Annotated in this window: 28 protein-coding genes; all 28 read left to right on the plus strand. The window is 56.0% G+C overall.

Annotated features, from left to right (window positions below; genetic code table 11):
* The 28 genes from VH413_09540 (at position 1) to rpsE (ending at position 22,154) form a co-directional block, all read left to right on the plus strand.
* Positions 1-171, plus strand: coding sequence for a hypothetical protein (locus tag VH413_09540; protein HEX3798930.1), 171 nt, complete (start codon positions 1-3; stop codon positions 169-171).
* Between the two features lie 47 nt (positions 172-218).
* Complete coding sequence (gene rplA, locus VH413_09545) at positions 219-926, plus strand: 50S ribosomal protein L1 (GenBank protein ID HEX3798931.1); 708 nt, start codon at positions 219-221, stop codon at positions 924-926.
* A 20-nt stretch (positions 927-946) separates the two neighbouring features.
* Positions 947-1,459: a 50S ribosomal protein L10 gene (gene rplJ / locus VH413_09550; protein ID HEX3798932.1), complete on the plus strand. Its 513-nt coding sequence runs from the start codon at positions 947-949 to the stop codon at positions 1,457-1,459.
* Positions 1,460-1,619: 160 nt separating this feature from the next.
* Positions 1,620-2,009 (plus strand): 50S ribosomal protein L7/L12, encoded by a 390-nt coding sequence (gene rplL, locus VH413_09555; GenBank protein HEX3798933.1) that lies wholly within the window; start codon positions 1,620-1,622, stop codon positions 2,007-2,009.
* 246 nt (positions 2,010-2,255) lie between these two features.
* Positions 2,256-6,071: a DNA-directed RNA polymerase subunit beta gene (rpoB, locus tag VH413_09560; GenBank protein HEX3798934.1), complete on the plus strand. Its 3,816-nt coding sequence runs from the start codon at positions 2,256-2,258 to the stop codon at positions 6,069-6,071.
* Between the two features lie 53 nt (positions 6,072-6,124).
* A complete protein-coding gene (rpoC, locus tag VH413_09565; GenBank protein ID HEX3798935.1) occupies positions 6,125-10,258 on the plus strand; it encodes a DNA-directed RNA polymerase subunit beta' in 4,134 nt (1,377 codons plus the stop codon).
* Positions 10,259-10,348: 90 nt separating this feature from the next.
* Positions 10,349-10,750, plus strand: a complete 402-nt coding sequence (gene rpsL, locus VH413_09570; protein HEX3798936.1) for a 30S ribosomal protein S12 — start codon at positions 10,349-10,351, stop codon at positions 10,748-10,750.
* Positions 10,751-10,759: 9 nt separating this feature from the next.
* Positions 10,760-11,233, plus strand: a complete 474-nt coding sequence (rpsG, locus tag VH413_09575; protein ID HEX3798937.1) for a 30S ribosomal protein S7 — start codon at positions 10,760-10,762, stop codon at positions 11,231-11,233.
* Between the two features lie 76 nt (positions 11,234-11,309).
* Positions 11,310-13,493, plus strand: a complete 2,184-nt coding sequence (gene fusA / locus VH413_09580) for an elongation factor G (protein ID HEX3798938.1) — start codon at positions 11,310-11,312, stop codon at positions 13,491-13,493.
* Between the two features lie 26 nt (positions 13,494-13,519).
* A complete protein-coding gene (rpsJ, locus tag VH413_09585) occupies positions 13,520-13,828 on the plus strand; it encodes a 30S ribosomal protein S10 (protein ID HEX3798939.1) in 309 nt (102 codons plus the stop codon).
* Between the two features lie 4 nt (positions 13,829-13,832).
* Positions 13,833-14,522 carry a 50S ribosomal protein L3 gene (gene rplC, locus VH413_09590; GenBank protein HEX3798940.1) on the plus strand — a complete coding sequence of 230 codons (690 nt, stop codon included), beginning with the start codon at positions 13,833-13,835 and terminating at the stop codon, positions 14,520-14,522.
* A gap of 9 nt (positions 14,523-14,531) precedes the next feature.
* Positions 14,532-15,158, plus strand: coding sequence for a 50S ribosomal protein L4 (rplD, locus tag VH413_09595; GenBank protein HEX3798941.1), 627 nt, complete (start codon positions 14,532-14,534; stop codon positions 15,156-15,158).
* 7 nt (positions 15,159-15,165) lie between these two features.
* The gene (gene rplW, locus VH413_09600) at positions 15,166-15,447 is read left to right on the plus strand and encodes a 50S ribosomal protein L23 (GenBank protein ID HEX3798942.1); all 282 of its coding nucleotides are present in this window, start codon (positions 15,166-15,168) and stop codon (positions 15,445-15,447) included.
* A gap of 14 nt (positions 15,448-15,461) precedes the next feature.
* Complete coding sequence (gene rplB / locus VH413_09605) at positions 15,462-16,301, plus strand: 50S ribosomal protein L2 (GenBank protein ID HEX3798943.1); 840 nt, start codon at positions 15,462-15,464, stop codon at positions 16,299-16,301.
* Positions 16,302-16,307: 6 nt separating this feature from the next.
* A complete protein-coding gene (gene rpsS / locus VH413_09610; GenBank protein HEX3798944.1) occupies positions 16,308-16,589 on the plus strand; it encodes a 30S ribosomal protein S19 in 282 nt (93 codons plus the stop codon).
* A 3-nt stretch (positions 16,590-16,592) separates the two neighbouring features.
* The gene (locus tag VH413_09615; protein HEX3798945.1) at positions 16,593-16,943 is read left to right on the plus strand and encodes an uL22 family ribosomal protein; all 351 of its coding nucleotides are present in this window, start codon (positions 16,593-16,595) and stop codon (positions 16,941-16,943) included.
* 11 nt (positions 16,944-16,954) lie between these two features.
* Positions 16,955-17,641 (plus strand): 30S ribosomal protein S3, encoded by a 687-nt coding sequence (gene rpsC / locus VH413_09620; GenBank protein ID HEX3798946.1) that lies wholly within the window; start codon positions 16,955-16,957, stop codon positions 17,639-17,641.
* Between the two features lie 20 nt (positions 17,642-17,661).
* Positions 17,662-18,081, plus strand: a complete 420-nt coding sequence (gene rplP, locus VH413_09625; protein ID HEX3798947.1) for a 50S ribosomal protein L16 — start codon at positions 17,662-17,664, stop codon at positions 18,079-18,081.
* Between the two features lie 14 nt (positions 18,082-18,095).
* The gene (gene rpmC / locus VH413_09630; protein ID HEX3798948.1) at positions 18,096-18,293 is read left to right on the plus strand and encodes a 50S ribosomal protein L29; all 198 of its coding nucleotides are present in this window, start codon (positions 18,096-18,098) and stop codon (positions 18,291-18,293) included.
* 9 nt (positions 18,294-18,302) lie between these two features.
* Complete coding sequence (gene rpsQ, locus VH413_09635) at positions 18,303-18,602, plus strand: 30S ribosomal protein S17 (protein HEX3798949.1); 300 nt, start codon at positions 18,303-18,305, stop codon at positions 18,600-18,602.
* 12 nt (positions 18,603-18,614) lie between these two features.
* Positions 18,615-18,980 carry a 50S ribosomal protein L14 gene (gene rplN, locus VH413_09640; GenBank protein ID HEX3798950.1) on the plus strand — a complete coding sequence of 122 codons (366 nt, stop codon included), beginning with the start codon at positions 18,615-18,617 and terminating at the stop codon, positions 18,978-18,980.
* Between the two features lie 2 nt (positions 18,981-18,982).
* Positions 18,983-19,258: a 50S ribosomal protein L24 gene (gene rplX, locus VH413_09645; GenBank protein ID HEX3798951.1), complete on the plus strand. Its 276-nt coding sequence runs from the start codon at positions 18,983-18,985 to the stop codon at positions 19,256-19,258.
* Between the two features lie 54 nt (positions 19,259-19,312).
* Positions 19,313-19,858, plus strand: coding sequence for a 50S ribosomal protein L5 (gene rplE, locus VH413_09650; protein ID HEX3798952.1), 546 nt, complete (start codon positions 19,313-19,315; stop codon positions 19,856-19,858).
* Positions 19,859-19,862: 4 nt separating this feature from the next.
* Positions 19,863-20,132 (plus strand): 30S ribosomal protein S14, encoded by a 270-nt coding sequence (gene rpsN, locus VH413_09655; protein ID HEX3798953.1) that lies wholly within the window; start codon positions 19,863-19,865, stop codon positions 20,130-20,132.
* 5 nt (positions 20,133-20,137) lie between these two features.
* Positions 20,138-20,524 (plus strand): 30S ribosomal protein S8, encoded by a 387-nt coding sequence (gene rpsH / locus VH413_09660; protein ID HEX3798954.1) that lies wholly within the window; start codon positions 20,138-20,140, stop codon positions 20,522-20,524.
* A gap of 12 nt (positions 20,525-20,536) precedes the next feature.
* Positions 20,537-21,073 (plus strand): 50S ribosomal protein L6, encoded by a 537-nt coding sequence (gene rplF / locus VH413_09665; protein HEX3798955.1) that lies wholly within the window; start codon positions 20,537-20,539, stop codon positions 21,071-21,073.
* Positions 21,074-21,111: 38 nt separating this feature from the next.
* Positions 21,112-21,477, plus strand: coding sequence for a 50S ribosomal protein L18 (rplR, locus tag VH413_09670; GenBank protein ID HEX3798956.1), 366 nt, complete (start codon positions 21,112-21,114; stop codon positions 21,475-21,477).
* Positions 21,478-21,494: 17 nt separating this feature from the next.
* A complete protein-coding gene (gene rpsE, locus VH413_09675; protein ID HEX3798957.1) occupies positions 21,495-22,154 on the plus strand; it encodes a 30S ribosomal protein S5 in 660 nt (219 codons plus the stop codon).
* Positions 22,155-22,160 lie beyond the last annotated feature (6 nt).

Raw genomic sequence — 22,160 nt, forward strand, 5'->3', positions numbered from 1 at the left:
ATGAAACCAACCATCAAAGGCCTGTGCGGGTTCGCCCTGCTCGGTTTGTTGTTAGCCGGTTGCACCACCGGTCATGGTGGTTCATGCTGTGATGGCGGCTCGTGCGACGCCAAAACCGCGATGAAGCCCGCCGCAACTAATACCGTTTCAACCGTTCCAAGCAGTAAATAATAAACCGCGGGAGAGCCTCAAAACTCGTTTGCACCGCAACACATTGAATGCCAAAAAATCCAAGTAAAAGATATAAAAAGGCACTCGAGGCCGTGGATGCGAAAGTTTCCTACGCCCTTAAGAATGCCGTCGAAGTGCTGGCCAAATTTCCCAAGGCCAAGTTTAACGAAACCGTCGAAGTCGCGTTCAAGCTCGGCGTTGACCCCAAGCAATCCGACCAGATGGTTCGTGGCACGGTTCCGCTTCCTCACGGCAGCGGCAAGACCGTCAAAGTTTTGGTGTTCGCCAAGAACGGTGCAGCGGCGGATGCCGCCAAAGCCGCTGGCGCTGAATTTGTCGGTTACGAAGAATTGATCAAGAAGTGCGTGGAAGGCTGGAACGACTTTGATGTCGCGATTGCCACGCCGGACGCGATGGTTGAAGTCCGCAAGCTCGGCAAAGTCCTCGGACCGCGCGGTTTGATGCCCAATCCGAAAACCGGCACTGTGACCGAAGACACCGCGAAAGCTGTGAAAGAAGTCAAAGCAGGCCGCGTGGAATTCAAGCTCGACAAAGCCGGCAATGTGCATGTGCCCATCGGCAAGGCGTCCTTCACTCCCGTTCAACTCGCGGAAAATGCCCGCGTGGTCATCGAAGCTGTTGCCAAGGCGCGTCCTGCGAGCGTCAAGGGCTCTTACTTGCAAAGTTGCACACTTTCCGCTACCATGAGTCCTCCGGTGCGCATTGATGTGCGTGAGTTCCTGGCCACCGCTTAACCCCTAACTTTCCAGATCACATGCGTGCCGAAAAACAAAATCTTACTAAAGAATATCTGGCCCGGCTTAATGCCTCGCCCTTCTTCATCGTGGTGAATTATCAGGGCCTCAAAGTGGGTCCGATCACCGAACTGCGCAAACGCCTGCACAAGGCCGGCGCGGAGATTCACGTCGTCAAGAATTCGATTTTCCGCCTCGCGGCCAAAGAAGCCGGCGTTGCGGAATTGAATGGCTCGCTCGATGGCCAGGTTGCCGTGGTGACCGGCCAGCGCGACGTTTCTTCCGCCGCGAAAGTCGTGAAGACTTTCAACTCGGAATTTGAGAAACTCAAAGTCCGTTTCGGTTATTTGAACAATAACCGTTTAGAATCCACCGACCTCATGGCGCTGGCAGACTTGCCATCCATCGAAGTGTTGCGCGGCAAGTTCCTCGGCGTGTTGCAAGCCCCGGCGACCAAGCTCGTGGCCTTGTTGAACACTCCCGGAAGCCAGCTTGCGCGCGTGTTGCAGGCCCGGGTGGACAAAGGCGCATAAGCAATTATATTGCGGGCCGCGATTGGCCCGCGAAAAGATTTCGCCATCGTTTTAAGCCAATGATGGCGGGAAAAACAACAACAACAAAGTAAATCGTCGGCTTGCTGGCAGTAAGCTTAATATATCTGCGGCCGCGGATGGCGACGAGACGAAAGGTAACATGGCTGAATTAGCATCACTCGTAGAACAACTCGGAAAATTGACTGTAATCGAAACCGCTGAATTGGTGAAACAATTGGAAGCTGCCTGGGGCGTTACTGCCGCAGCTCCCGTTGCTGTCGCCGCTGCCGGTGGAGCCGCTGGTGGCGCTGCCGCCCCGGCCGCTGAAGCGAAGACCGCGTTCGACGTCATCCTCGTGTCCGCTCCGGCTGACAAGAAGATCGCCGTCATCAAGGTCGTCCGCGAAGTCAAGGCCGGCCTCGGTTTGGCCGAAGCCAAGACGCTCGTGGAAGGCGCTCCGAAGCCCGTGCTGGAAGGCGCGAACAAGGCCGACGCCGATGCCGCCAAGAAGAAGCTCGAAGAAGCTGGCGCCAAAGTCGAAGTCAAGTAATCAGTCGCTTTATCGGGGCGGCGGGTTTTTCCTGCCGCCCTGTTTTGGCCTGTCGTCCGGTTCCGGCGGCCACTTGCAAATCGAGCCGGAAGAAGCAGATTATCAAAGTAAAAATTAACGAAGCCGCGCGAGCGGTTTTTGTCCGGCAAGTCTCTGTGAAATTGAACACAGGGTGCTTGCCTTGTGTCGTTTATTGAAAACAAAGGGTCTGGCGCCGTAGCCGGGCTAATATTGTAAAGGTCCAAAATGCCATCGCGAGTAACTGAACGCATCAACTTCGGTAAGATCAAAGAAATCATCGCCCCGCCGAACCTGATCGAATTGCAAACCAATTCGTACAAGGAATTTCTGCAGGCGGAGATTGCCCCCTCCAAGCGCAAGAACCTTGGGCTGCAGGCGGTTTTCACCGAGGTCTTCCCCATCGAAAGTTACGATGGCAAATGCGTTCTCGATTTTCATAGCTACGAAATCGGCGAGCCGAAGCTCGACTGGCTCGAATGCCTGCGCGAAGGGTTGACCTTCGGCGCGCCCTTGTACGTCACCTTCCTGCTCAAGGAAGAAAAAGGCGCCAAGGAAGAAAAAGTTTTCATGGGCGAACTGCCGCTCATGACGCCGCAAGGCACGTTCGTCATCAACGGCGCCGAACGCGTTATTGTGAGCCAGTTGCATCGTTCGCCCGGTCTCGCGTTTGAAGAGACGCAGCATCCGAACGGCAAGAAACTTCATTCGTTTCGCATCATCCCGGACCGCGGTTCGTGGTATGAAGCGCAGTTCGACACCAGCGATTTGCTTTACGTTTATCTCGATCGTAAAAAACGCCGCCGCAAATTTTTGACGACGACGTTCTTCCGCGCCCTTGGTTATGGCTCGGATGCCGACATCCTCAAGCTGTTCTACGAGATCGAAGAATTGAGCGTAAAGGAAGCGGAAAAGCTCGAAGACTTGCAGAACAAGGTCTTGATCGAAGACGCGTTGGACAACGACAAGGGAATTGTTGTCGCCCGCGCTTTCGAGCCGCTGTCCAAAGCGGTCGTGAAACAGATTTCCGAACTGGGCATCACGAAGATCAAAGTCGTGGATACCACTTCGGACGAGGGGATCATCATCAAGTGCATGAAGAAAGATCCCGCGAAGAACGAGGAAGAAGCCCTCAAGGACATCTACCGCCGTTTGCGCCCTGGCGATCCGCCCACGGCCGCGAACGCTCGCGCGCTCATCAAGCGCCTGTTCTTCGATCCCAAGCGTTATGATTTGGGCCGCGTCGGTCGTTACAAGATCAACCAGAAACTTGGCATCAAGGGCGGCGATTCCCGCATCCTGACCAAGGAAGATCTCGTGGCTGCGACGAAATATTTGCTCCGCCTCAAAAAAGGCGAAGGCAGTCTTGATGATATTGACCATCTCGGCAGCCGCCGCGTCCGTACTGTTGGCGAATTGCTCGCGAACCAATGCCGCGTCGGTTTGGCCCGCACTGAGCGTCTCGTGAAAGAACGCATGACCTTGTTTGATCAAGGCATGGAAAGCATGGCGCCGCAGAAGCTTATCAATCCGAAAGCGCTCTCGGCGGTCATCCGCGATTTCTTTGGCCGGAGCCAGTTGTCGCAGTTCATGGATCAGATCAACCCGCTCGCCGAGCTTACCCACAAGCGCCGGTTGTCTGCGCTCGGACCTGGGGGTTTGTCGCGCGATCGTGCGGGCTTTGAGGTCCGCGACGTGCATCCTTCCCATTACGGACGCATCTGCCCGGTGGAAACTCCGGAAGGCCCGAACATCGGTTTGATAGCGTCGCTCGCGACTTTTGCGCGCATCAATGATTTCGGTTTCCTCGAAACGCCGTATCGCAAAGTGGAAAATGGCCGCGTGACCAACCATATTGATTACCTCACCGCCGACCGCGAAGAGACTTTCGTCGTCGCGCAGGCGAATGCCGTCATTGACGACAAAGGCCACTTCCTGACCGAGCGCGTCATGTGCCGCGGCAAGGGAGACTTCATTGACGTCGAACACAAAGACGTGGATTACATGGACGTGTCGCCCAAGCAGCTCGTCTCGGTCGCCGCGAGTTTAATTCCGTTCCTTGAGCATGACGATGCGAATCGCGCGCTCATGGGTTCAAACATGCAACGCCAGGCCGTGCCGCTGCTCATCACCGAGTCGCCGCTGGTCGCCACCGGTTTGGAAGATCGTGTTGCCAAGGATTCCCGCGCGGTCATCGTCGCGGAAGAAGCCGGCAAAGTCGCGTCCGTGCTCGGCAACCAGGTCATCATCACTGCTGACGGAAAATTGCCCGAGACCAAGAAGAAATTGAAACACAGTCCCGAGAACGGAATTTACGTCTATCAGATCCGTAAATTCATGCGCTCGAACGCCGCCACCTGCATCAACCAGAAAATTCTGGTGAGCAAAGGCGAGACCGTGAAAAAAGGCCAGGTCATTGCCGACGGTCCTTGCACCCAGGGCGGAGAATTGGCGCTCGGCCGCAACGTGCTTTGCGCGTTCATGCCGTGGAATGGTTATAACTTTGAGGATGCCATCCTCATCAGCGAACGCATCGTGAAGGACGACATCTTTACCTCGATTCACATTGATGAATTCGAAGTGGGTGCTCGCGACACGAAACTCGGACCGGAAGAAATCACGCGCGACATCCCGAACCTCGGCGATGAAGCGTTGAAGAACCTCGGGCCCGACGGCGTCATCCGCGTCGGCGCGGAAGTCAAACCCGGCGACATCCTTGTCGGCAAGATCACGCCCAAGAGCGAGACGGAATTGGCCCCGGAAGAACGCCTCCTGCGCGCCATCTTCGGTGAAAAAGCCGCGGACGTAAAAGACACTTCTCTGAAAGTTCCCTCGGGCACTTACGGCATCGTCATGGACGTGAAAGTTTCCGCAAAAAAAGAAGCGGACCAAAACGCCAAGGCGGTTGTCTCTGAAGAGAAGCGCCATTCCAAAGAAGTGGAAGAAGAGCATCGCAAGAAGACGGAAGAATTGCGCGAGCAACTGACGGAAGCGTTGAGCAATATTTTGCTCGGCGAAAAAATTCCGCTCGACGTGGTGAATTCCGAGACCGGCGAAATCATCATCCCGGCGAACCGCAAGATCACCAAGACACTGTTGCGCAAACTCGCGACGGTCTATGATCGCATTGAAATTGATCCCTCGCCCATCCGCAACAAGATCAATGAAATCATCGGCAGCTTCAAAAAGAAATTTGACGACTTGCAGATGCAGTACGACGAAGAAATCGAGCGCGCGGAATCCGGCGACGGTGTGGATACCGGCATCATCAAATCGGTCAAGGTCTATATCGCCTCCAAGCGCAAGCTTTCGGTCGGTGACAAAATGGCTGGACGCCACGGCAATAAAGGTGTCGTCGCCAAGATCGTGGCGGAAGAAGACATGCCGTTTCTCGAAAACGGAAACCCGGTGGACATCGTCCTGAACCCGCTCGGCGTGCCTTCGCGCATGAACGTCGGCCAGGTATTGGAAACGCACTTGGGTTGGGCCGCAAAACTGTTGGGTCTCAAGTTCGCGACGCCCGTCTTCGACGGCATCAAGGAAAAAGAGATTCGCGGTTACCTCAAGGAAGCCGGTTTGCCGGAGCACGCCAAGATCAAGCTGATTGATGGCCGCACGGGAACCATCTTCGACCAGGAAATCGTCGTGGGTTATATTTACATGATGAAGCTGGGTCACTTGGTGGCCGACAAGATTCATGCCCGCGCAGTTGGACCTTATTCGCTCGTTACCCAGCAACCGCTGGGCGGCAAGGCGCAATACGGCGGCCAGCGCTTCGGCGAAATGGAAGTGTGGGCAATGGAAGCGTACGGCGCAGCCTACACACTCCAGGAATTGCTCACTGTCAAATCCGACGACGTGCAGGGCCGCACCCGGATCTACGAAAGCATCGTCAAAGGCGACAACAGCCTGGAAGCCGGCGTGCCGGAATCCTTCAACGTGCTTGTGAAAGAAATGCAGTCACTGGGCCTGGATGTGAAAGTCGGATATTCCAATCCGATTGATCAACCGGCTGAAGGCAGCACGGCTTTGACGGCAATCTAAAACTTTTAACGCAGTAAATTTTAGGGCGGGCAGCCGCCATCTTTAACAATAGTATGATTAGCACTAAAGAAAACGCACGCGAGTTACTTGGGTTGGACAAAGTGAACCAGGTGGAATATGTCGCGATCTCGGTCGCGTCACCGGAAGCCATCCGTTCCTGGTCCAAGGGTGAAGTAAAAAACCCCGAGACCATCAACTACCGCACGTTCAAGCCGGAAAAGGGCGGCTTGTTTTGCGAACGCATTTTCGGTCCTGTCAAGGATTGGGAATGCTCCTGCGGAAAGTATAAACGCATCAAGCATCGCGGCGTGGTCTGCGATCGTTGCGGCGTCGAAGTGACGCTTGCCCGCGTTCGCCGTGAACGCATGGGCCACATCGAACTCGCCGTTCCCGTCTCGCACATCTGGTTCTTCAAGTGCATGCCCGCGCGTATCGGCCTCGTGCTCGATATGACCGCGCGCAATCTCGAGCGCGTCATCTATTATGAGGATTACATGGTGATTGATCCCATGTCCACGCCGCTCAAAGAGCATCAACTTTTAAGCGAAATGGAGTACCGTGAAGCGCGCGAAACCTACGGCGCGGAAGCATTCGTCGCCAAGATGGGCGCGGAAGCCGTTCGCGAAGCGATGGCCCGCGTGAATCTTTCGGCACAGATTGATAAGCTCCAAATCAACATGACCGAAACCAAGAGCAAACAAATCCGCAAAAAAATCGCCAAGCGCATCAAGCTTCTTCAGGGCTTGCTCTCGTCCAAGAGCCGTCCCGAATGGATGATCCTCACGGTGCTGCCGGTGATTCCTCCCGACCTGCGCCCGCTCGTTCCGCTCGAAGGCGGACGTTTCGCGACGTCAGATTTGAACGACCTCTATCGCCGCGTCATTAACCGCAATAACCGGTTGAAAAATTTGCTCCAACTCAAGACGCCGGAAGTCATCATCCGCAACGAAAAACGCATGTTGCAGGAAGCCGTTGACGCCTTGTTTGACAATGGCCGCCACGGTCGCGCTGTCACCGGCGCCGGCAATCGCTCGCTGAAATCCTTGAGCGATATGCTCAAGGGCAAGAGCGGCCGTTTCCGTCAGAACCTGCTCGGCAAACGCGTGGATTACTCGGGCCGTTCCGTCATCGTCATCGGTCCTGAATTAAAACTCAACCAATGCGGTCTGCCCAAGAAGATGGCGCTCGTTTTGTTCGAGCCATTCATTATCCGCCGCTTGAAAGAGCTTGGCTACGTCCACACCGTTCGTTCGGCCAAGAAAATGATCGAGCGCCAGACCACGGAAGTGTGGGACATCCTCGAAGAAGTCACCAAAGGCCACTCGGTGTTGCTTAACCGTGCGCCGACGCTGCATCGTTTGTCCGTCCAAGCCTTCGAGCCGATCCTCATCGAAGGCGAAGCGATCCGTATTCATCCGCTCGTCTGCACCGCCTATAACGCGGACTTCGACGGCGACCAGATGGCCGTGCACGTTCCGCTTTCTGTGGAAGCGCAGATGGAAGCGCGCATGCTCATGATGGCGCCGAACAACATCTTCAGTCCGTCCAGCGGCAAGCCGATCATCACGCCCACGCAGGACATCACACTCGGTTGCTATTATGTGACCGCTGAACCCCGCGGCAACAACGCGACCAACACCGGCCGCAAACTTTTCGGCAACAAAGACGAAGTCGTCTTCGCCTACGCCGACGGCGCCGTCAACACGCACGAAAAAATCCGCCTCGCCAATCCCGATTACGGCGTCAAAACCGAATACGGTGATGCTGACAAGAAGGTCATCGAGACCACGGTTGGCCGCGTTATCTTCAGCGAAATTTGGCCGCCGGAAATGGGTTTCCCGAACCGCGTGGTCGGCAAGTCGCAACTTGGCGATCTCATTTGGAAGTGCTACAAGATTTGTGGCCACGAAAAGACTGTCATCATGCTCGACCGCCTCAAGGAACTTGGCTTCCGTGAAGCGACCCGCGCCGGTGTGTCCATCGGTATTGACGACATGATCATCCCGAAGGAAAAGGGCCAGGAAATCGCCGCCGCGCAAAAGCAGATCGCGGAAGTCGAAAAACAATATCGCAAAGGTGTCATCACCCCCGGCGAGCGCTACAACAAGATCGTGGATATCTGGACGCATTGCACCGACCAGATCGCGAACGTCATGCTCGCGACCCTCGGCAACAACCAGGGCAAGCAGGAATACAATCCTGTTTCGCTGATGGTGGATTCCGGCGCGCGCGGCAATCGCCAGCAGGTTCGCCAGTTGGCCGGTGTCCGCGGTTTGATGGCCAAGCCCTCCGGCGACATCATCGAAAAACCGATTCTTTCCAACTTCCGTGAAGGTCTTACGGTGCTGGAATATTTCATCTCGACGCACGGCGCCCGCAAAGGCCTTGCCGATACGGCGCTCAAGACCGCCGACTCCGGTTACATGACTCGCAAGCTCGTGGACGTGGCTCAGGACGTCATCATCCGCGATCGCGATTGCGGCACGACCAACGGCATCTGGGTCCAGGCGATTTACGAAGGCGAAGACGAAGTCGTCAAGCTCAGCGAACGCCTTGTCGGACGCTTCTCTTGCGACGACATTCATAACCCGACGAACCCGAAGGAAGTGTTCGCGCATTCCAACGAAGAGATTGACGAAATCAAAGCCAAGCGGATTGACACCGCTGGCATTGACCGCATCAAGATCCGTTCAGTGCTCACTTGCGAAAGCAAGCACGGCGTTTGCGTTTGCTGCTATGGCCGCAATCTCGCGACCGGCGGCCTCGTCAAGCTTGGTGAAGCGACCGGCATCATCGCCGCGCAATCCATCGGCGAGCCCGGCACACAGCTCACCATGCGCACGTTCCATATCGGTGGCACGGCGTCGCAGGTGTTCAAGCAGCCGCAGATCAAGTCCAAGCACGAAGGCACCATTCGCTACAACGAACTGCGCCTCGTGCAACTCGAAGACGGCAACAACATCGTCCTCAACAAAAACGGTTCCATCTCCATCATGGATGATGATGGCCGCGAAGTGGAGACGCACAATCTCGTCATCGGCTCGGTCATCTCCGTGCAGAACAATGGCCGCGTGAAGAAGGGCGAAGCGTTCGTTGAATGGGATCCGTACAACGTCCCCGTGCTTTCGGAAAAAGCGGGCCGCGTGAAGTTCCACGACATCATCGAAGGTGTCACCATGAAACAGGAAGTGGACGATACCACCGGCCAGGAAGCGATGGTCGTCATCGAGCACAAGGAAGATTTGCATCCGCAGATCGTCATCACCGATGAAAAAGGTGAAGCGCTCGCGAACTATCCGATTCCTTCCGGCGCGCACATCGTCGTGAACTCGGGCGACAAAATTGTCGCCGGCACGTTGATGGCGAAAACGCCGCGCAAACAATCCAAGACGAAAGACATCACCGGCGGTCTCCCGCGCGTGGCTGAATTGTTCGAGGCTCGCCGTCCGAAAGACGCCGCGGAAATCTCGAAGATTGACGGCGTGGTGGACTTCGGACCGAGCGTGCGCGGTAAGCGTTGTATTCTCATCAAGAACACGCAGACCAACGTGGAAGAGGAACATCTAATCCCCATCGGCAAACACGTCATCGTCTTCAAGGGCGACTATGTGAAGAAGGGCCAGCAGTTGACTGAAGGCCCGGTTGATCCGCATGAAATTCTGGACATCTGCGGACCCCAGGAATTGCAGGAACATTTGGTCAACGAAGTGCAGGAAGTTTATCGTCTGCAAGGCGTGACGATCAATGACAAGCACATCGAGATCATCGTGCGTCAGATGCTACGCAAGGTGCGCATCACCGAGCCCGCTGACACCACCTTCCTGTGGGGCGAACAGATTGACAAGATCGCGTTCGAAGAAGAAAATGCGCGCGTCGAAAAAATGGGCGGCAAACCCGCGGAAGCCCAACCCGTGCTGCTCGGCATCACGAAGGCTTCACTGGAGACCGAAAGTTTCCTCAGCGCGGCTTCCTTCCAGGACACCACGCGCGTCCTCACCGAGGCGGCCACGCTCGCCAAGGTGGATTATCTCCACGGTTTCAAGGAAAATGTGATCATGGGTCACATCATTCCGGCAGGCACGGGTTATGATTATCATCGCAAAGTTCAACTGAAACATTTGGTTGAATTGGAAGAAGAACCGGCCCCGGAACCCGCGTTATTAACGGAGAATCCGCTCGCCAGTTAAAAAAAGTGAAATAAAAGTTGCAACACAAAATAGTTTTGATATTATCCGCGCTCCGTTTCCCTGATTACTGGGAGCGACGCAAAAGCTGAAATGCCGACTATCAATCAATTGGTCCGTAAGGGCCGCAGTAAGTTAAAGCGCAAGTCCAAGTCACCCGCCTTGGAGGTCGCGCCTTTTCGTCGCGGCGTGTGCATCCAGGTCATGACCCGCACGCCTAAAAAGCCGAACTCGGCGATGCGCAAAGTAGCCAAGGTCCGTTTGACCAATGGCTACGAAATCATCGCCTACATTCCCGATGAAGGTCACAACCTTCAGGAACATTCCATCGTGCTCGTGCGCGGTGGCCGTGTGAAGGATTTGCCTGGTGTGCGCTATCACATCGTCCGCGGGACATTGGATGCCGCTGGAGTTGAAAAACGCCGCGTCAGCCGTTCCAAGTACGGAGTGAAGCGTCCGAAGGCCCCGAAGGCCGGAGCCGAAGCCAAGAAATAAAACGATTTTATGTCCAGACGTCGTCAAGCAGTAAGAAGGCCGGTGATGAAAGATGCGAAATACGGCAACACGCTCGTATCGCGCCTCGTCAACACGGTCATGCAGAGCGGCAACAAGAGTGTTGCGCAGCGCATCGTCTATGGTGCGTTCGATCAAATCGCGGAAAAGAACCCCGCGTCCAACCCGCTGGAAGTTTTGCAGCGCGCAGTTGACAACGCGAAGCCCCGGCTCGAAGTTAAGCCCCGCCGCGTTGGCGGTGCGACCTACCAGGTTCCTGTGGAAGTAACCACGGACCGGCAGTTCGCCTTGGCGATGCGCTGGCTGGTGGATTTTGCGGATGCCCGCAAAGGAATGCCGATGAAGGAAGCCCTCGCGGCTGAAATTCTTGAGGCTTATCAGGGGCAGGGCAACGCAATTCGCAAACGCGATGAAGTCCATAAGATGGCACAGGCCAACAAGGCCTTTGCACATTTCCGCTGGTAGTTAAACGATAATTGAGCGCGCCCCGAGGGCCGAAAGAAACTCGGGGCGCTTTTTAATCTCTAAAATTAAAATTTAGATGCAAGCTGTAACTGAAACGAAACCGGTCAATGCACCGGGCCGGCAATATACGATGGAGCGCACGCGCAACATCGGCATCGCCGCGCACATTGACGCCGGCAAGACTACGACCACTGAGCGTATTCTTTTCTACACCGGCCTGATCCACAAGATCGGCGACGTGGATGATGGCAATACTGTGACCGACTGGATGGAGCAGGAACGCGAACGCGGCATCACCATTACCTCCGCGGCTGTTACCTGTTTCTGGAAACAGAAGCCTGAAGCGGGCATCCAAAAGCTTTTCAATAATCTCGAAAATCGCGTCAACATTATTGACACCCCCGGCCATGTGGATTTCACGGCGGAAGTCGAGCGCTCCATGCGCGTGTTGGACGGCGCGGTTGCCGTATTCTGCGGTGTGGCGGGCGTGCAGCCGCAATCCGAAACGGTTTGGCGCCAGGCCACCAAGTATCATGTCCCCCGCATCGCGTTCATCAATAAGATGGACCGCACGGGCGCAAATTTTGAAAATGCGCTCAACGACATGCGCAAAAAACTCGGCGCGTATGCGTATCCCGTTTTTCTGCCCATCGGCGCGGAAGAACAGTTCGCCGGTGTCATTGATCTTGTCAATCAAAAGGCGTATGTCTGGGGACCAGGCGATGTTCCCAACGAAGGCCTAAAGTATGAGGTCACGGACATCCCGGCTGAACATAAAGAGCGCGCCGCCGCCGCTTTGCAGGAGCTGATCGAAGCCGTCTCGAACAAAGATGACGCGATTGCTGAACTCGTGCTGGAAGAAAAGCCGATTGAGCCTTTGGTTCTCAAGGCGGCGATCCGCCGTTTGACTTGCAAGATTGAATTCATTCCGGTTCTTTGTGGTTCCGCCTTCAAGAAAAAAGGCGTGCAGGTTTTGATTGATACCGTGGTGGATTATCTGCCCAGCCCGCTCGACGTTCCTCCCGCTGAAGGTCTCGAACCCGGCACGACCAACGTCGTCAAGGTGGACACGGATGACAACAATAAGTTCTGCTCGCTCGCCTTCAAACTCTGGACCGATGTGTTCGCGGGCAAGCTCGTATTCTTCCGCGTCTATTCCGGCCAGTTGAAGAAGGGCGATACTATTTACAATCCGCGCACGCGCAAGCGTGAACGCGTCAGCCGCCTCATGGTCATTCAAGGCAGCGAACGCAAGGACGTGGATCATGTTTATGCCGGCGATATCGCCGCGTTGGTCGGTCTGCGCAACATCACGACGGGCGATACGCTGTGCGATGAAGATTTCGACGTGACGCTCGAACCGCCAACCTTCCCCGAGCCGGTCATCAGCATGGCCGTCGAACCGAAGACCAAGGCCGACCGCGACAAGATGTCCGAAGGTTTGCAACGCCTCGCGGAAGAAGATCCGACGTTCCGCTGTTTCACCAACGAAGAAACCAGCCAGCTTATCATCGCGGGCATGGGCGAGTTGCATTTGGAAATCATCATTGATCGCCTCAAGCGCGAATTCAAAGTGGACGCCAATACTGGCGCGCCGCAAATCGCGTATCGCGAAACGATCACCAAATCGGCGGACGGCGAAGGCAAATTCATCCGTCAATCTGGTGGTCGCGGTCAATACGGCCACGCCCTCGTCAAAGTCGAGCCAAACGAAAAAGGCAAAGGCGTCGAAGTCCTCAACAAAATTGTCGGCGGCGCGATTCCAAAGGAATACATCCCGGCCGTTATTGACGGCATCGAAGAAGCCATTCGCAGCGGCGTATATGCCGGCTTTCAGGTCATTGACATCAAAGTCGAAGTCGTTGACGGCTCCTTCCACGAAGTGGATTCCAATGAACTCGCGTTCAAGATGGCCGGCATCTTCGCGCTCAAGGACGCCTTCAAGAAGGCGAGCCCCATTTTGCTGGAACCGATCATGAAGGTCGAAGTCACCACGCCTGATGAATATCAGGGCGATCTGCTGGGCGACGTCAATCGCCGCCGCGGCACGATCATCGGCATCGAAGCCAAGAATGGCCAGACCATCGTCAACGCCAATGTGCCCCTGGCCGAAATGTTCGGCTATGCCACGGCGATCCGCTCACTTTCCAAAGGTCGTGCCTCATACTCGATGGAACCGCTGACGTTCGAGCAGGTGCCCAACAGTGTGTTGACTACGATCCTTGACAGCGCAAAATCCAAACCCGCGGCACGTAGTTAAAACCAAATTATAAAATTGTTCTTTTTATGGCTGGACAACGTATTCGTACTCGCTTGAAAGCATTTGACCATCGGGTCATTGACCAATCCGCCCGCGACATCGCGGACACGGTCAAGCGCACCGGCGCCCGCGTCGCGGGGCCGATCCCTCTTCCGACCCGCGTCGAGCGGTTCACCGTTTTGCGCTCGCCGCATTCGGACAAGAAATCGCAGGAAACCTTCGAGCAGCGCACCCACAAGCGCCTGCTCGACATCATCGAACCCACGGCCAAGACTGTGGACGAACTTAAGAAACTCAATCTCCCCGCAGGCGTGGACATCACCATCAAGATTTGATTTTATGCTCGGCTTACTAGGAAAAAAATTGGGCCAGACGCGCGTCTATGACGAAAAGGGCGTCCTGTCTTCTGTCACCATCGTGCTCGCCGGTCCCAACCGCGTGCTACAATGCAAGACTGAAGAATCCGACGGCTACAACGCCGTGCAACTCGGTTTTGACGATCAGAAAGACCAGCGCGTCACCAAGCCGCTGCTCGGCCACATCAAAAAGCACAACGGCGCCGCAGTGAAACGCATCCGCGAATTCCGCAACTTCACGCTTTCGGTCAAACCGGGCGACATCGTCGGACCGACGATTTTTGCCAAGGGCGATTTTGTGGATGCCATCGGCGTCACCAAGGGCCGAGGCTTTGAAGGTGTCATGAAGCGTCATAATTTCCGCGGTGGCGATGCTTCCCACGGCGCAAAAGGCTGGCGCCGCCGCCCGGGCGCCATCGGTCAGCGTCTGTTTCCAGGTACCGTTATGCGCGGCATGCGCATGCCTGGTCACATGGGCCAGATCCGCCGCACCGTTCAGAATTTGGAAATCATACAGGTTCGCGAAGCCGAAAATCTGCTGTTAATCAAGGGTGCTGTTCCGGGTGCCAACGGAGATTATGTCGTGATTCGTGAGGCGAAGAAATTGCGCAAAGGCTCCGCTGCCGCGGCTGCTGCTATCGCCGCACCCGCCGCCGCTGCAAAGAAAAAATAACGGATGCACATGAAACTCAAGATTCAAGATATCAAAGGCAACAGCCAGGGTGAATTGGAAGTGAAATTTCCGATCATCGAAAATGGCAAGGGCACGCAAGCCGTTCACGACACCGTAGTCGCTTATAACGCTGCGCAACGCAGTGGTACCGCCTGCACTAAGACCGCGGGCGAAGTCGCCGGCACGAACAAGAAGCCTTGGAAGCAAAAAGGCACTGGCCGCGCTCGCGCTGGTTCTTTCCGTTCGCCCTTGTGGCGCGGCGGTGGCGTGGTCTTCGGTCCCAAACCTCGCGATTACAGCAAGAAAGTTTCGCGTTCGACCAAGCAACTTTCGTTGCGCAAGGCGCTCAGCGAACGTCTGCACGCGGGCGATGTCCTCGTGGTGAACGAAATCAAATTGGGCTCGGCGAAGACGAAGGAATTCACCGGCATCCTGTCCGCGTTGAAGCTGGTCGGCACAGCGTTGATCGTCGCTCAACCGGGCGACAAGAATTTGACGCTCGCGTCGCGCAACGTGGCGAACGTCCATTTGACGACGAGCGAATCATTGAACACTTATCAGGTATTGCGCAGCGACAAGCTGGTTTTCACCCGCGGCGCCTTTGAAAAAGTCGAAGAGCGTTTGAGCAAGGAATAATTTCATCATGAATTCTTTTGATATCGTTAAAACCGTGCGTCTGACCGAAAAGGGGACGCGGCAGGGTGAAAAACTGAACCAATACACCGTCGTGGCCGACCGCCGCGCGAACAAAGTCCAGATCCGCCACGCGGTGCAGGAATTGTTCAAGGTGAAGGTGATCAAAGTGAACACTCTCAATGTGCGCGGCAAAGCCCGCCGCAAACGCACCTCCCAGGCTGGCAAAACGCCCGACTGGAAAAAGGCGCTCGTGACCTTGAAAGAGGGCGACAAAATTACCCTGACCTAAACTGATTTGAGCTTATGAAAGTTTACCGACCACTAACGCCGTCCACGCGCTACATTACTGTCGCGTCGTACGCCGACATCACGAAGACCAAGCCCGAAAAGAGCCTGATCTTCACCCGCAAGAAAACGGGCGGGCGCAATCATTTCGGTCGCGTCACCAGCCGCGGCATCGGCCGGGGCAACAAGCAGAAGATTCGTAATGTTGATTTCAAGCGCAACAAGCACGGCATCGTCGCTTCGGTGATCGCGATTGAATACGATCCCCGCCGCACGGCCCGCCTGGCGTTGCTGCAATATGCGGATGGCGAAAAGACTTACATCATCGCTCCCGTCGGTTTGCAGGTCGGCGCGAGATTGATGAGCGGCGCGACTGCGGCTCCTGAAGTGGGAAATAATCTTCCTTTGAGCGCGGTTCCCGTGGGTCTGCCGATTCACAACATCGAATTGGTTCCTGGCAAGGGCGGCCAGATGGTTCGCACCGCTGGCGCTGCCGCGACTTTGATGTCGCGCGACGAAGGCTACGCGCAAGTACGTTTGCCCTCGGGCGAAATTCGCCGCATCAACGAAAGTTGCCACGCCACGATCGGCCAGGTCGGCAACACCGAACACGAAAATGTCATTCTCGGCAAAGCCGGGCGCAGCCGTCATCGCGGCATCCGTCCGTTGAGCCGCGCAGTCGCGAAGAACCCGGTGGATCATCCGATGGGTGGCGGTGCCGGCAAGACTTCGGGCGGCGGTCATCCGGTGACGCCTTGGGGTGTCATCACCAAGGGCAAGAAAACGCGCAATCGCCGCAAGCTATCGAACCGCTTTATTTTGGTTCGTCGCGATGGCCGGCCAATGAAACTCAAATAATAATTTATGGGACGTTCGATTAAAAAAGGCCCGTTCGTCGAGGCTCATCTGCTGGAAAAGATCACGAAGCTTAACGCTGCCGGTTCGAAGAAGCCGATCAAGACTTGGTCGCGCCGCTCGATGATCACGCCGGAATTTGTCGGCCACACGTTCAACGTGCATAACGGCAAAGTTTTTAACCCGGTGTTCGTCACCGAAAACATGGTGGGCCATCGTCTCGGCGAATTTTCGCTGACTCGCACGTTCAAGAAACACGGCGCGCACACGGCCAAAGCGGAAGCCAAATAGCCTATGCAAGTCCAAGCCATTACCAAAAATATCAACATGTCCGCGCAAAAAATGCGCGAAGTGGTTCGTCAGATCCAAGGTTTGCCCGCGCTGCAGGCGCAGGCTATTCTTGCGGTCGTCCCGCGCAAGTCCGCGCGGTTCGTCGCCAAGACCTTGAAATCGGCCATCGCCAATGCCGAAGACCAGGCCCGCTACCAAAAGATCAACCAGTTCAAGACTGAAAACTTGAAAGTGCGCTCCGCGGTGGCCGGCACGGCAACGACCGCAAAGCGTTTTACTCCGAAAGCGCGTGGTTCGGCCGGACCGATCCTCAAGCGCCATTGCCACATCAAAATCATTTTGTCAGACGAATAATTGTAATTGTTATGGGCCAAAAGACTAATCCAACGGGATTGCGCATCGCGGTCAATAAAGACTGGCGCTCCAAGTGGTATGCCGGCAAAAAAGATTTCGGCAAACTGCTGACCGAAGACCGCCAGATCCGCGATCTGCTCAAGAAGAAACTCGAGTCGGCCTCGGTGCCGCGGATTTTGATCGAGCGCGCGGCGACGCGTTGCCGCATCACGATCATGACCGCCCGCCCGGGCGTGGTCATTGGCCGCAAAGGCGCGGAAATTGACAAGCTCAAGGAAGAATTGAGCAAGATGACCGGCAAGGAAATTTACGTGGACATCCTCGAGATCAAGACGCCGGAATTGGATGCCCAGCTCGTCGCGGAAAATATCGCGTTGCAGCTCGAACGCCGTGTTTCCTTCCGTCGCGCGATGAAAAAAGCATTGCAGACCACGAAGGATTTTGGCGCGGAAGGCATCAAGCTTCGTTGCGCCGGTCGTCTCGGCGGTGCGGAACTCGCCCGCGTGGAGCAATATCATTGGGGACGCGTCCCGCTTCATACGTTGCGCGCGGACATTGATTACGGATTTGCCGAAGCGAGCACTGTCTATGGCAAGCTCGGCGTGAAATGCTGGATTTGCAAAGGCGAAACCAAAGGTTCGAAAGTGCAGCAGCCGCAGGCGCCCGCGCCGATCGCTGCCGCTCCTGAAGCTGCTTAATTTTTTAATAGGAATTTTTTATGCCATTGATGCCCGCAAGAGTAAAGTATCGCAAAATGCACCGCGGCAGCCGCACGGGGATGGCCTCGCGCGGACAGACGGTCGCCTTCGGCGAATACGGATTGCAATCCCTGGAACGCTGCTGGCTTGATACCAAGCAAATCGAGGCCGCGCGCGTCGCGGTGACGCGTTACATGAAACGCCGTGGCAAGGTCTGGCTGCGGGTTTTCCCGGACAAGTCGTACACCAAGAAGCCGCTCGAAACGCGAATGGGCAAAGGCAAAGGACCGCTCGAATCCTGGGTGGCCGTCATTCGCCCGGCGAATGTGCTGATTGAAGTGGACGGTGTGACGGAAGCGGTGGCCCGTGAATCCATGCGTTTGGCCGCGACCAAGCTGCCGATCAAAACCAAGTTTATTTCCCGCCACAAAGTAGGTTGAGCCAATTTATGAAAATGTCGGATCCTAAAATTAAAGATGCCACCGCCGATGAGCTGGCGGCCATGGGCCGTGACCTGCGGCACGAGATGTTCACCCTGCGCTTGCAGCAGGCGAGCAGTCAGTTGGAAAAACCGGCGCGCCTGCGGAATATCCGCAAGGACATCGCCCGGGTCGAGACCCGGATTTCCCAACTCCGCAAAAAAGCGAAATAACTGATTTGTATGGCTGAAACAACTGTCAATCTCACGGATCGTGGCCACCGCAAAGAGCGCGTCGGCGAAGTCATCTCCAACAAGATGACCAAAACCATCATCGTGCGCGTCGAACGCCGTTTCCCGCATCCCCGCTACAAAAAAGTGGTGACCGGCTACAGCAAATTTTACGCGCATGACGAAAAGAGCGAAGCCAAGATCGGCGATCGCGTGCGCATCCGCGAGACGCGCCCCCTTTCCAAAACCAAAAACTGGCGCCTCGTGGAAGTCGTCGAGCGCAACGCTGACGCCGCTCCCGTCGCCGCCTAGACTATTTGAATTATGCTACAGGTACGTTCCATTCTGGATGTGGCCGACAACAGCGGCGCGAAACGCGCCGCAGCCATCGGCGTGATCGGTCGTAACAAGCGCTACGCCATCATCGGTGATGTCATCAAGGCGCATATCAAGGAAGCCGCCCCGGATGGGACCGTCAAGAAGGGCGACGTGGTGGACGCAGTGGTCGTTCGCACCCGCCAGCCGATTCGCCGGAGCGACGGTTCGTACCTGCGCTTTGACAGCAACGCGATTGTCATCATTGACAAGGAACACAACCCGCGCGGCACGCGCATCTTTGGGCCGGTCGCCCGTGAATTGCGCGAGAAGCGTTTTATGAAGATCGTCTCGCTCGCGCCAGAAGTGATTTAATTATGAAGAGTTTTCATGTAAAAAAGGGTGATGAGGTCGTCGTGATCGCCGGCTCCGAAAAGGGCAAGCGCGGCAAGGTCATCTCGATCGCCGTCAAAAAAGAACGCGTCATCGTGGAAGGCGTCAAGCTGATCAAGAAGCACATGCGCCAAAACAAGAACAACCCACAAGGCGCCATCGTGGAACGCGAAGGCACCATTCACATCTCCAATGTGATGGCGGCGGAAGCATTCGACGCGCGCGCCAGCAAGCGCGGCACCGCCCCGGCAAAAGCATAATTTAATATTTAATTTAATAACATAACGACCCCGGCAAAATCCGGGATCACAAAAATGAAACCAAGACTCTACGAAAAATTTGTCAACGAAGTGCGGCCCGCGCTCCAGGAAAAGCGCAAGTACACAAACGTGCACCAGGTTCCGCGCATGGAAAAAATCGTCGTTAACATGGGCGTGAGCGCCTCGCTCGAAAAGGGCGCGATTGACGACGCCGCGAAAGACCTTGCGATGATCACGGGCCGCAAGCCGGTCATCAGCCTTTCGCGCAAGAGCATCGCCAATTTTAAGCTGCGCGAAAACCAGCCCATCGGCTGCCGCGTGACGCTGCGCCGCGAAGCGATGTATGAATTTTTTGACCGCCTCGTCGCCGCCGCGCTGCCGCGCATCCGCGATTTTCGCGGCATCTCGACGCGCTCGTTTGACGGACGCGGGAACTACTCGCTGGGTGTTTCCGACCAGACGATTTTTCCGGAGATCGAATTGGACAAGATCAAGCGGCAACAGGGAATGGACATCACGATTGTGACCAGCGCGCCGACGGATGCGGAAGCGTTGGATTTGTTGAAACTGATGGGCATGCCCTTCGCGGAAGGAAGATAATTTTATGGCTAAGAAATCATGGTTGGAGCGCAATAAGAAAAAAGCCGAGACGGTTAAGAAGTACGCCGCGCTGCGTGCCGAGTTGAAAGCCAAGGGCGATTACGCCGGCCTGGCCAAGCTGCCCCGCAATGCGAGTCCCACGCGCGTCGTGAACCGTTGCGCAATGAGCGGACGCCGCCACGGTTATCTGCGCAAGTTCAACTGCTCGCGTTTGACTTTCCGTGAAGCGGCCTTGAACGGATTGATCCCGGGCGTAACGAAAGCGAGCTGGTAAATTTTATGACTGACACGATTTCTGACATGTTGACCCGCATTCGCAACGCCAGCCGCGTCATGCTGCCCGGCGTCGAAATGCCGCACTCCAAAATGAAGGAGAGCATCGCGCACATCCTGAAAAAAGAAGGCTACGTGGCCGAAGTGGCCGTCGAAGGCAAAGTGCCCAAGAAGATCAAGCTCAAGCTGAAGTACGAAGGCCGCAAAAGTGTGATCGAAGGTTTGCGCCGCGTGAGTACGCCCGGTCTGCGCCGCTATGTGGGCGCGACGGAAATTCCGCAAGTGCGCAACGGCCTCGGTATCTCAGTCGTCTCCACGTCGCAAGGCGTGATGACCGGCACGCAAGCCCGCAAGAACAATCTCGGGGGGGAATTGATTTGTTACGTTTGGTAAAATTTTAAAGTTATGTCACGCATTGGAAAACAACCGATTGTCATTCCGCCCAAGGTCAAGGTGGCGGTGAACGGCCAGAAAGTTTCGGTCGAGGGCGCCAAGGGCAAACTCAACCTGGAACTCCACCGCCGCACCAGTTTGAAGGTCGAGGGCGACAAGGTCATCGTCAGCCGCGAAGGCGAAGACGCCGAAGCGAAGGCGATGCACGGACTCAGCCGCGCGCTGGTCAATAACATGATCAAAGGTGTGAGCGAAGGTTTCGTGAAGCGTCTGGAAATTCAGGGCGTCGGTTTCAAAGCCGCCGTGCAGGGCAAGAATGTGAACCTGAGCCTGGGCTATTCACATCCGCTGCTTTATCCTATCCCTGACCAAATCAAGGTCACGGTCGAGGAAAATACCAAACTGGTCATCGAGGGACCGGACAAAGCCGTCGTGGGCCGCGTGGCCGCGGAGATCCGCAGCTATTACCCGCCGGAACCGTACAAAGGCAAGGGCGTTCGCTATGCCGGCGAGAAGGTCATCCGCAAAGAAGGCAAGACTGTTCAATAATAATTAACCGGTTACGGCGCATCCGTGACCCCAAAGCAATGAGAACCGAAAAGAAACAACGACTTGGGCAACTTCGCCACTGGCGCATACGTAAAAAAGTCATCGGAACGAAAGATCGTCCCCGCATGAGCGTCTGCTTCAGCAACCAGAACATTCACGTGCAGTTCATTGACGATAAGACCGGCGTTACGCTGGCCTCGGCTTCAACGGTGCACAAGGACATGCCGAACCGCGAAAAATTGAACGGCAACGTGGCGTCCGCCAAGACGGTCGGCACGAAAGCCGCCGAGGCGGCGAAGAGCAAAGGCATCAGCCAGGTCGTGTTTGACCGTGGCACGGCCCGTTATCATGGCAAGGTGAAAGCGCTGGCGGATGCCGCGCGTGAAGCCGGGCTTAAATTTTAATTCAACCAATAAATACTGTGGCTGATATATCTAGAGCAGGTGGCGGTGGCAATAGCGGTGGCGGTCCCGGCGGACCACGTGGCGGGCGCGGCTTTGGCCGTGGGCGCCGCAATGCGGGTCCCGGAGAAAATGCGCCGGAATCCGGCGGCGATGGATCGTCCTCGCAGGAACTCGTCGAAAAAGTCGTGTTCATTAACCGTTCCGCGAAAGTGGTCAAAGGCGGACGCCGTTTTAATTTCAGCGCACTCGTGGTGGTCGGTGACAAGCGCGGCCGCGTGGGCATCGGTTTGGGCAAGGCCAGCGAAGTGGCCGACGCCATCCGCAAAGGCGGCGAACTCGCGCGCCAGCACATGGTTAGCGTGTCGTTGAAAGACGCCACCATCCCGCACGAAATTTTGTCACACTACGACGGCGCGAAAGTTTTGCTGCGTCCCGCTTCTCCTGGAACGGGCATCATCGCGGGCAAGACCGTCCGCTCCGTGCTGGAATCCGCCGGCGTGCGCGACATCCTCACGAAATCGCTCGGTTCAAAAAATCCGGCAAACGTGGTGAAAGCAACATTGCAGGCGCTTCAACGCCTTCGTTTGCGCGAAGATATTTATAAGAGCCGCGGTCTCGCGGTAAAAAAGACGCCGCCTCCCGCACCTGCGGAACCGGCTGCAACCGTCACTGAATAATCAAAT

The organism is Verrucomicrobiia bacterium (assembly GCA_036268055.1).
Taxonomy (GTDB): domain Bacteria; phylum Verrucomicrobiota; class Verrucomicrobiia; order Limisphaerales; family Pedosphaeraceae; genus DATAUW01.

Excerpts from the sequence above, each read along its gene's own strand:
- rpoB (HEX3798934.1), top strand. The coding sequence starts at position 2,256 with ATGCCATCGCGAGTAACTGAACGCATCAACTTCGGTAAGATCAAAGAA.
- VH413_09615 (HEX3798945.1), top strand. The coding sequence starts at position 16,593 with ATGCAAGTCCAAGCCATTACCAAAAATATCAACATGTCCGCGCAAAAA.
- rplC (HEX3798940.1), top strand. The coding sequence starts at position 13,833 with ATGCTCGGCTTACTAGGAAAAAAATTGGGCCAGACGCGCGTCTATGAC.
- rplN (HEX3798950.1), top strand. The coding sequence starts at position 18,615 with ATGCTACAGGTACGTTCCATTCTGGATGTGGCCGACAACAGCGGCGCG.
- rplJ (HEX3798932.1), top strand. The coding sequence starts at position 947 with ATGCGTGCCGAAAAACAAAATCTTACTAAAGAATATCTGGCCCGGCTT.
- rplE (HEX3798952.1), top strand. The coding sequence starts at position 19,313 with ATGAAACCAAGACTCTACGAAAAATTTGTCAACGAAGTGCGGCCCGCG.
- rpsC (HEX3798946.1), top strand. The coding sequence starts at position 16,955 with ATGGGCCAAAAGACTAATCCAACGGGATTGCGCATCGCGGTCAATAAA.
- rplB (HEX3798943.1), top strand. The coding sequence starts at position 15,462 with ATGAAAGTTTACCGACCACTAACGCCGTCCACGCGCTACATTACTGTC.
- rpsL (HEX3798936.1), top strand. The coding sequence starts at position 10,349 with ATGCCGACTATCAATCAATTGGTCCGTAAGGGCCGCAGTAAGTTAAAG.
- rpsH (HEX3798954.1), top strand. The coding sequence starts at position 20,138 with ATGACTGACACGATTTCTGACATGTTGACCCGCATTCGCAACGCCAGC.
- rpsQ (HEX3798949.1), top strand. The coding sequence starts at position 18,303 with ATGGCTGAAACAACTGTCAATCTCACGGATCGTGGCCACCGCAAAGAG.
- rplP (HEX3798947.1), top strand. The coding sequence starts at position 17,662 with ATGCCATTGATGCCCGCAAGAGTAAAGTATCGCAAAATGCACCGCGGC.
- VH413_09540 (HEX3798930.1), top strand. The coding sequence starts at position 1 with ATGAAACCAACCATCAAAGGCCTGTGCGGGTTCGCCCTGCTCGGTTTG.
- rpsS (HEX3798944.1), top strand. The coding sequence starts at position 16,308 with ATGGGACGTTCGATTAAAAAAGGCCCGTTCGTCGAGGCTCATCTGCTG.
- rplL (HEX3798933.1), top strand. The coding sequence starts at position 1,620 with ATGGCTGAATTAGCATCACTCGTAGAACAACTCGGAAAATTGACTGTA.
- rpmC (HEX3798948.1), top strand. The coding sequence starts at position 18,096 with ATGTCGGATCCTAAAATTAAAGATGCCACCGCCGATGAGCTGGCGGCC.
- rpsN (HEX3798953.1), top strand. The coding sequence starts at position 19,863 with ATGGCTAAGAAATCATGGTTGGAGCGCAATAAGAAAAAAGCCGAGACG.
- rpsJ (HEX3798939.1), top strand. The coding sequence starts at position 13,520 with ATGGCTGGACAACGTATTCGTACTCGCTTGAAAGCATTTGACCATCGG.
- rplD (HEX3798941.1), top strand. The coding sequence starts at position 14,532 with ATGAAACTCAAGATTCAAGATATCAAAGGCAACAGCCAGGGTGAATTG.
- fusA (HEX3798938.1), top strand. The coding sequence starts at position 11,310 with ATGCAAGCTGTAACTGAAACGAAACCGGTCAATGCACCGGGCCGGCAA.
- rpoC (HEX3798935.1), top strand. The coding sequence starts at position 6,125 with ATGATTAGCACTAAAGAAAACGCACGCGAGTTACTTGGGTTGGACAAA.
- rplA (HEX3798931.1), top strand. The coding sequence starts at position 219 with ATGCCAAAAAATCCAAGTAAAAGATATAAAAAGGCACTCGAGGCCGTG.
- rplW (HEX3798942.1), top strand. The coding sequence starts at position 15,166 with ATGAATTCTTTTGATATCGTTAAAACCGTGCGTCTGACCGAAAAGGGG.
- rplF (HEX3798955.1), top strand. The coding sequence starts at position 20,537 with ATGTCACGCATTGGAAAACAACCGATTGTCATTCCGCCCAAGGTCAAG.
- rplX (HEX3798951.1), top strand. The coding sequence starts at position 18,983 with ATGAAGAGTTTTCATGTAAAAAAGGGTGATGAGGTCGTCGTGATCGCC.
- rpsG (HEX3798937.1), top strand. The coding sequence starts at position 10,760 with ATGTCCAGACGTCGTCAAGCAGTAAGAAGGCCGGTGATGAAAGATGCG.
- rplR (HEX3798956.1), top strand. The coding sequence starts at position 21,112 with ATGAGAACCGAAAAGAAACAACGACTTGGGCAACTTCGCCACTGGCGC.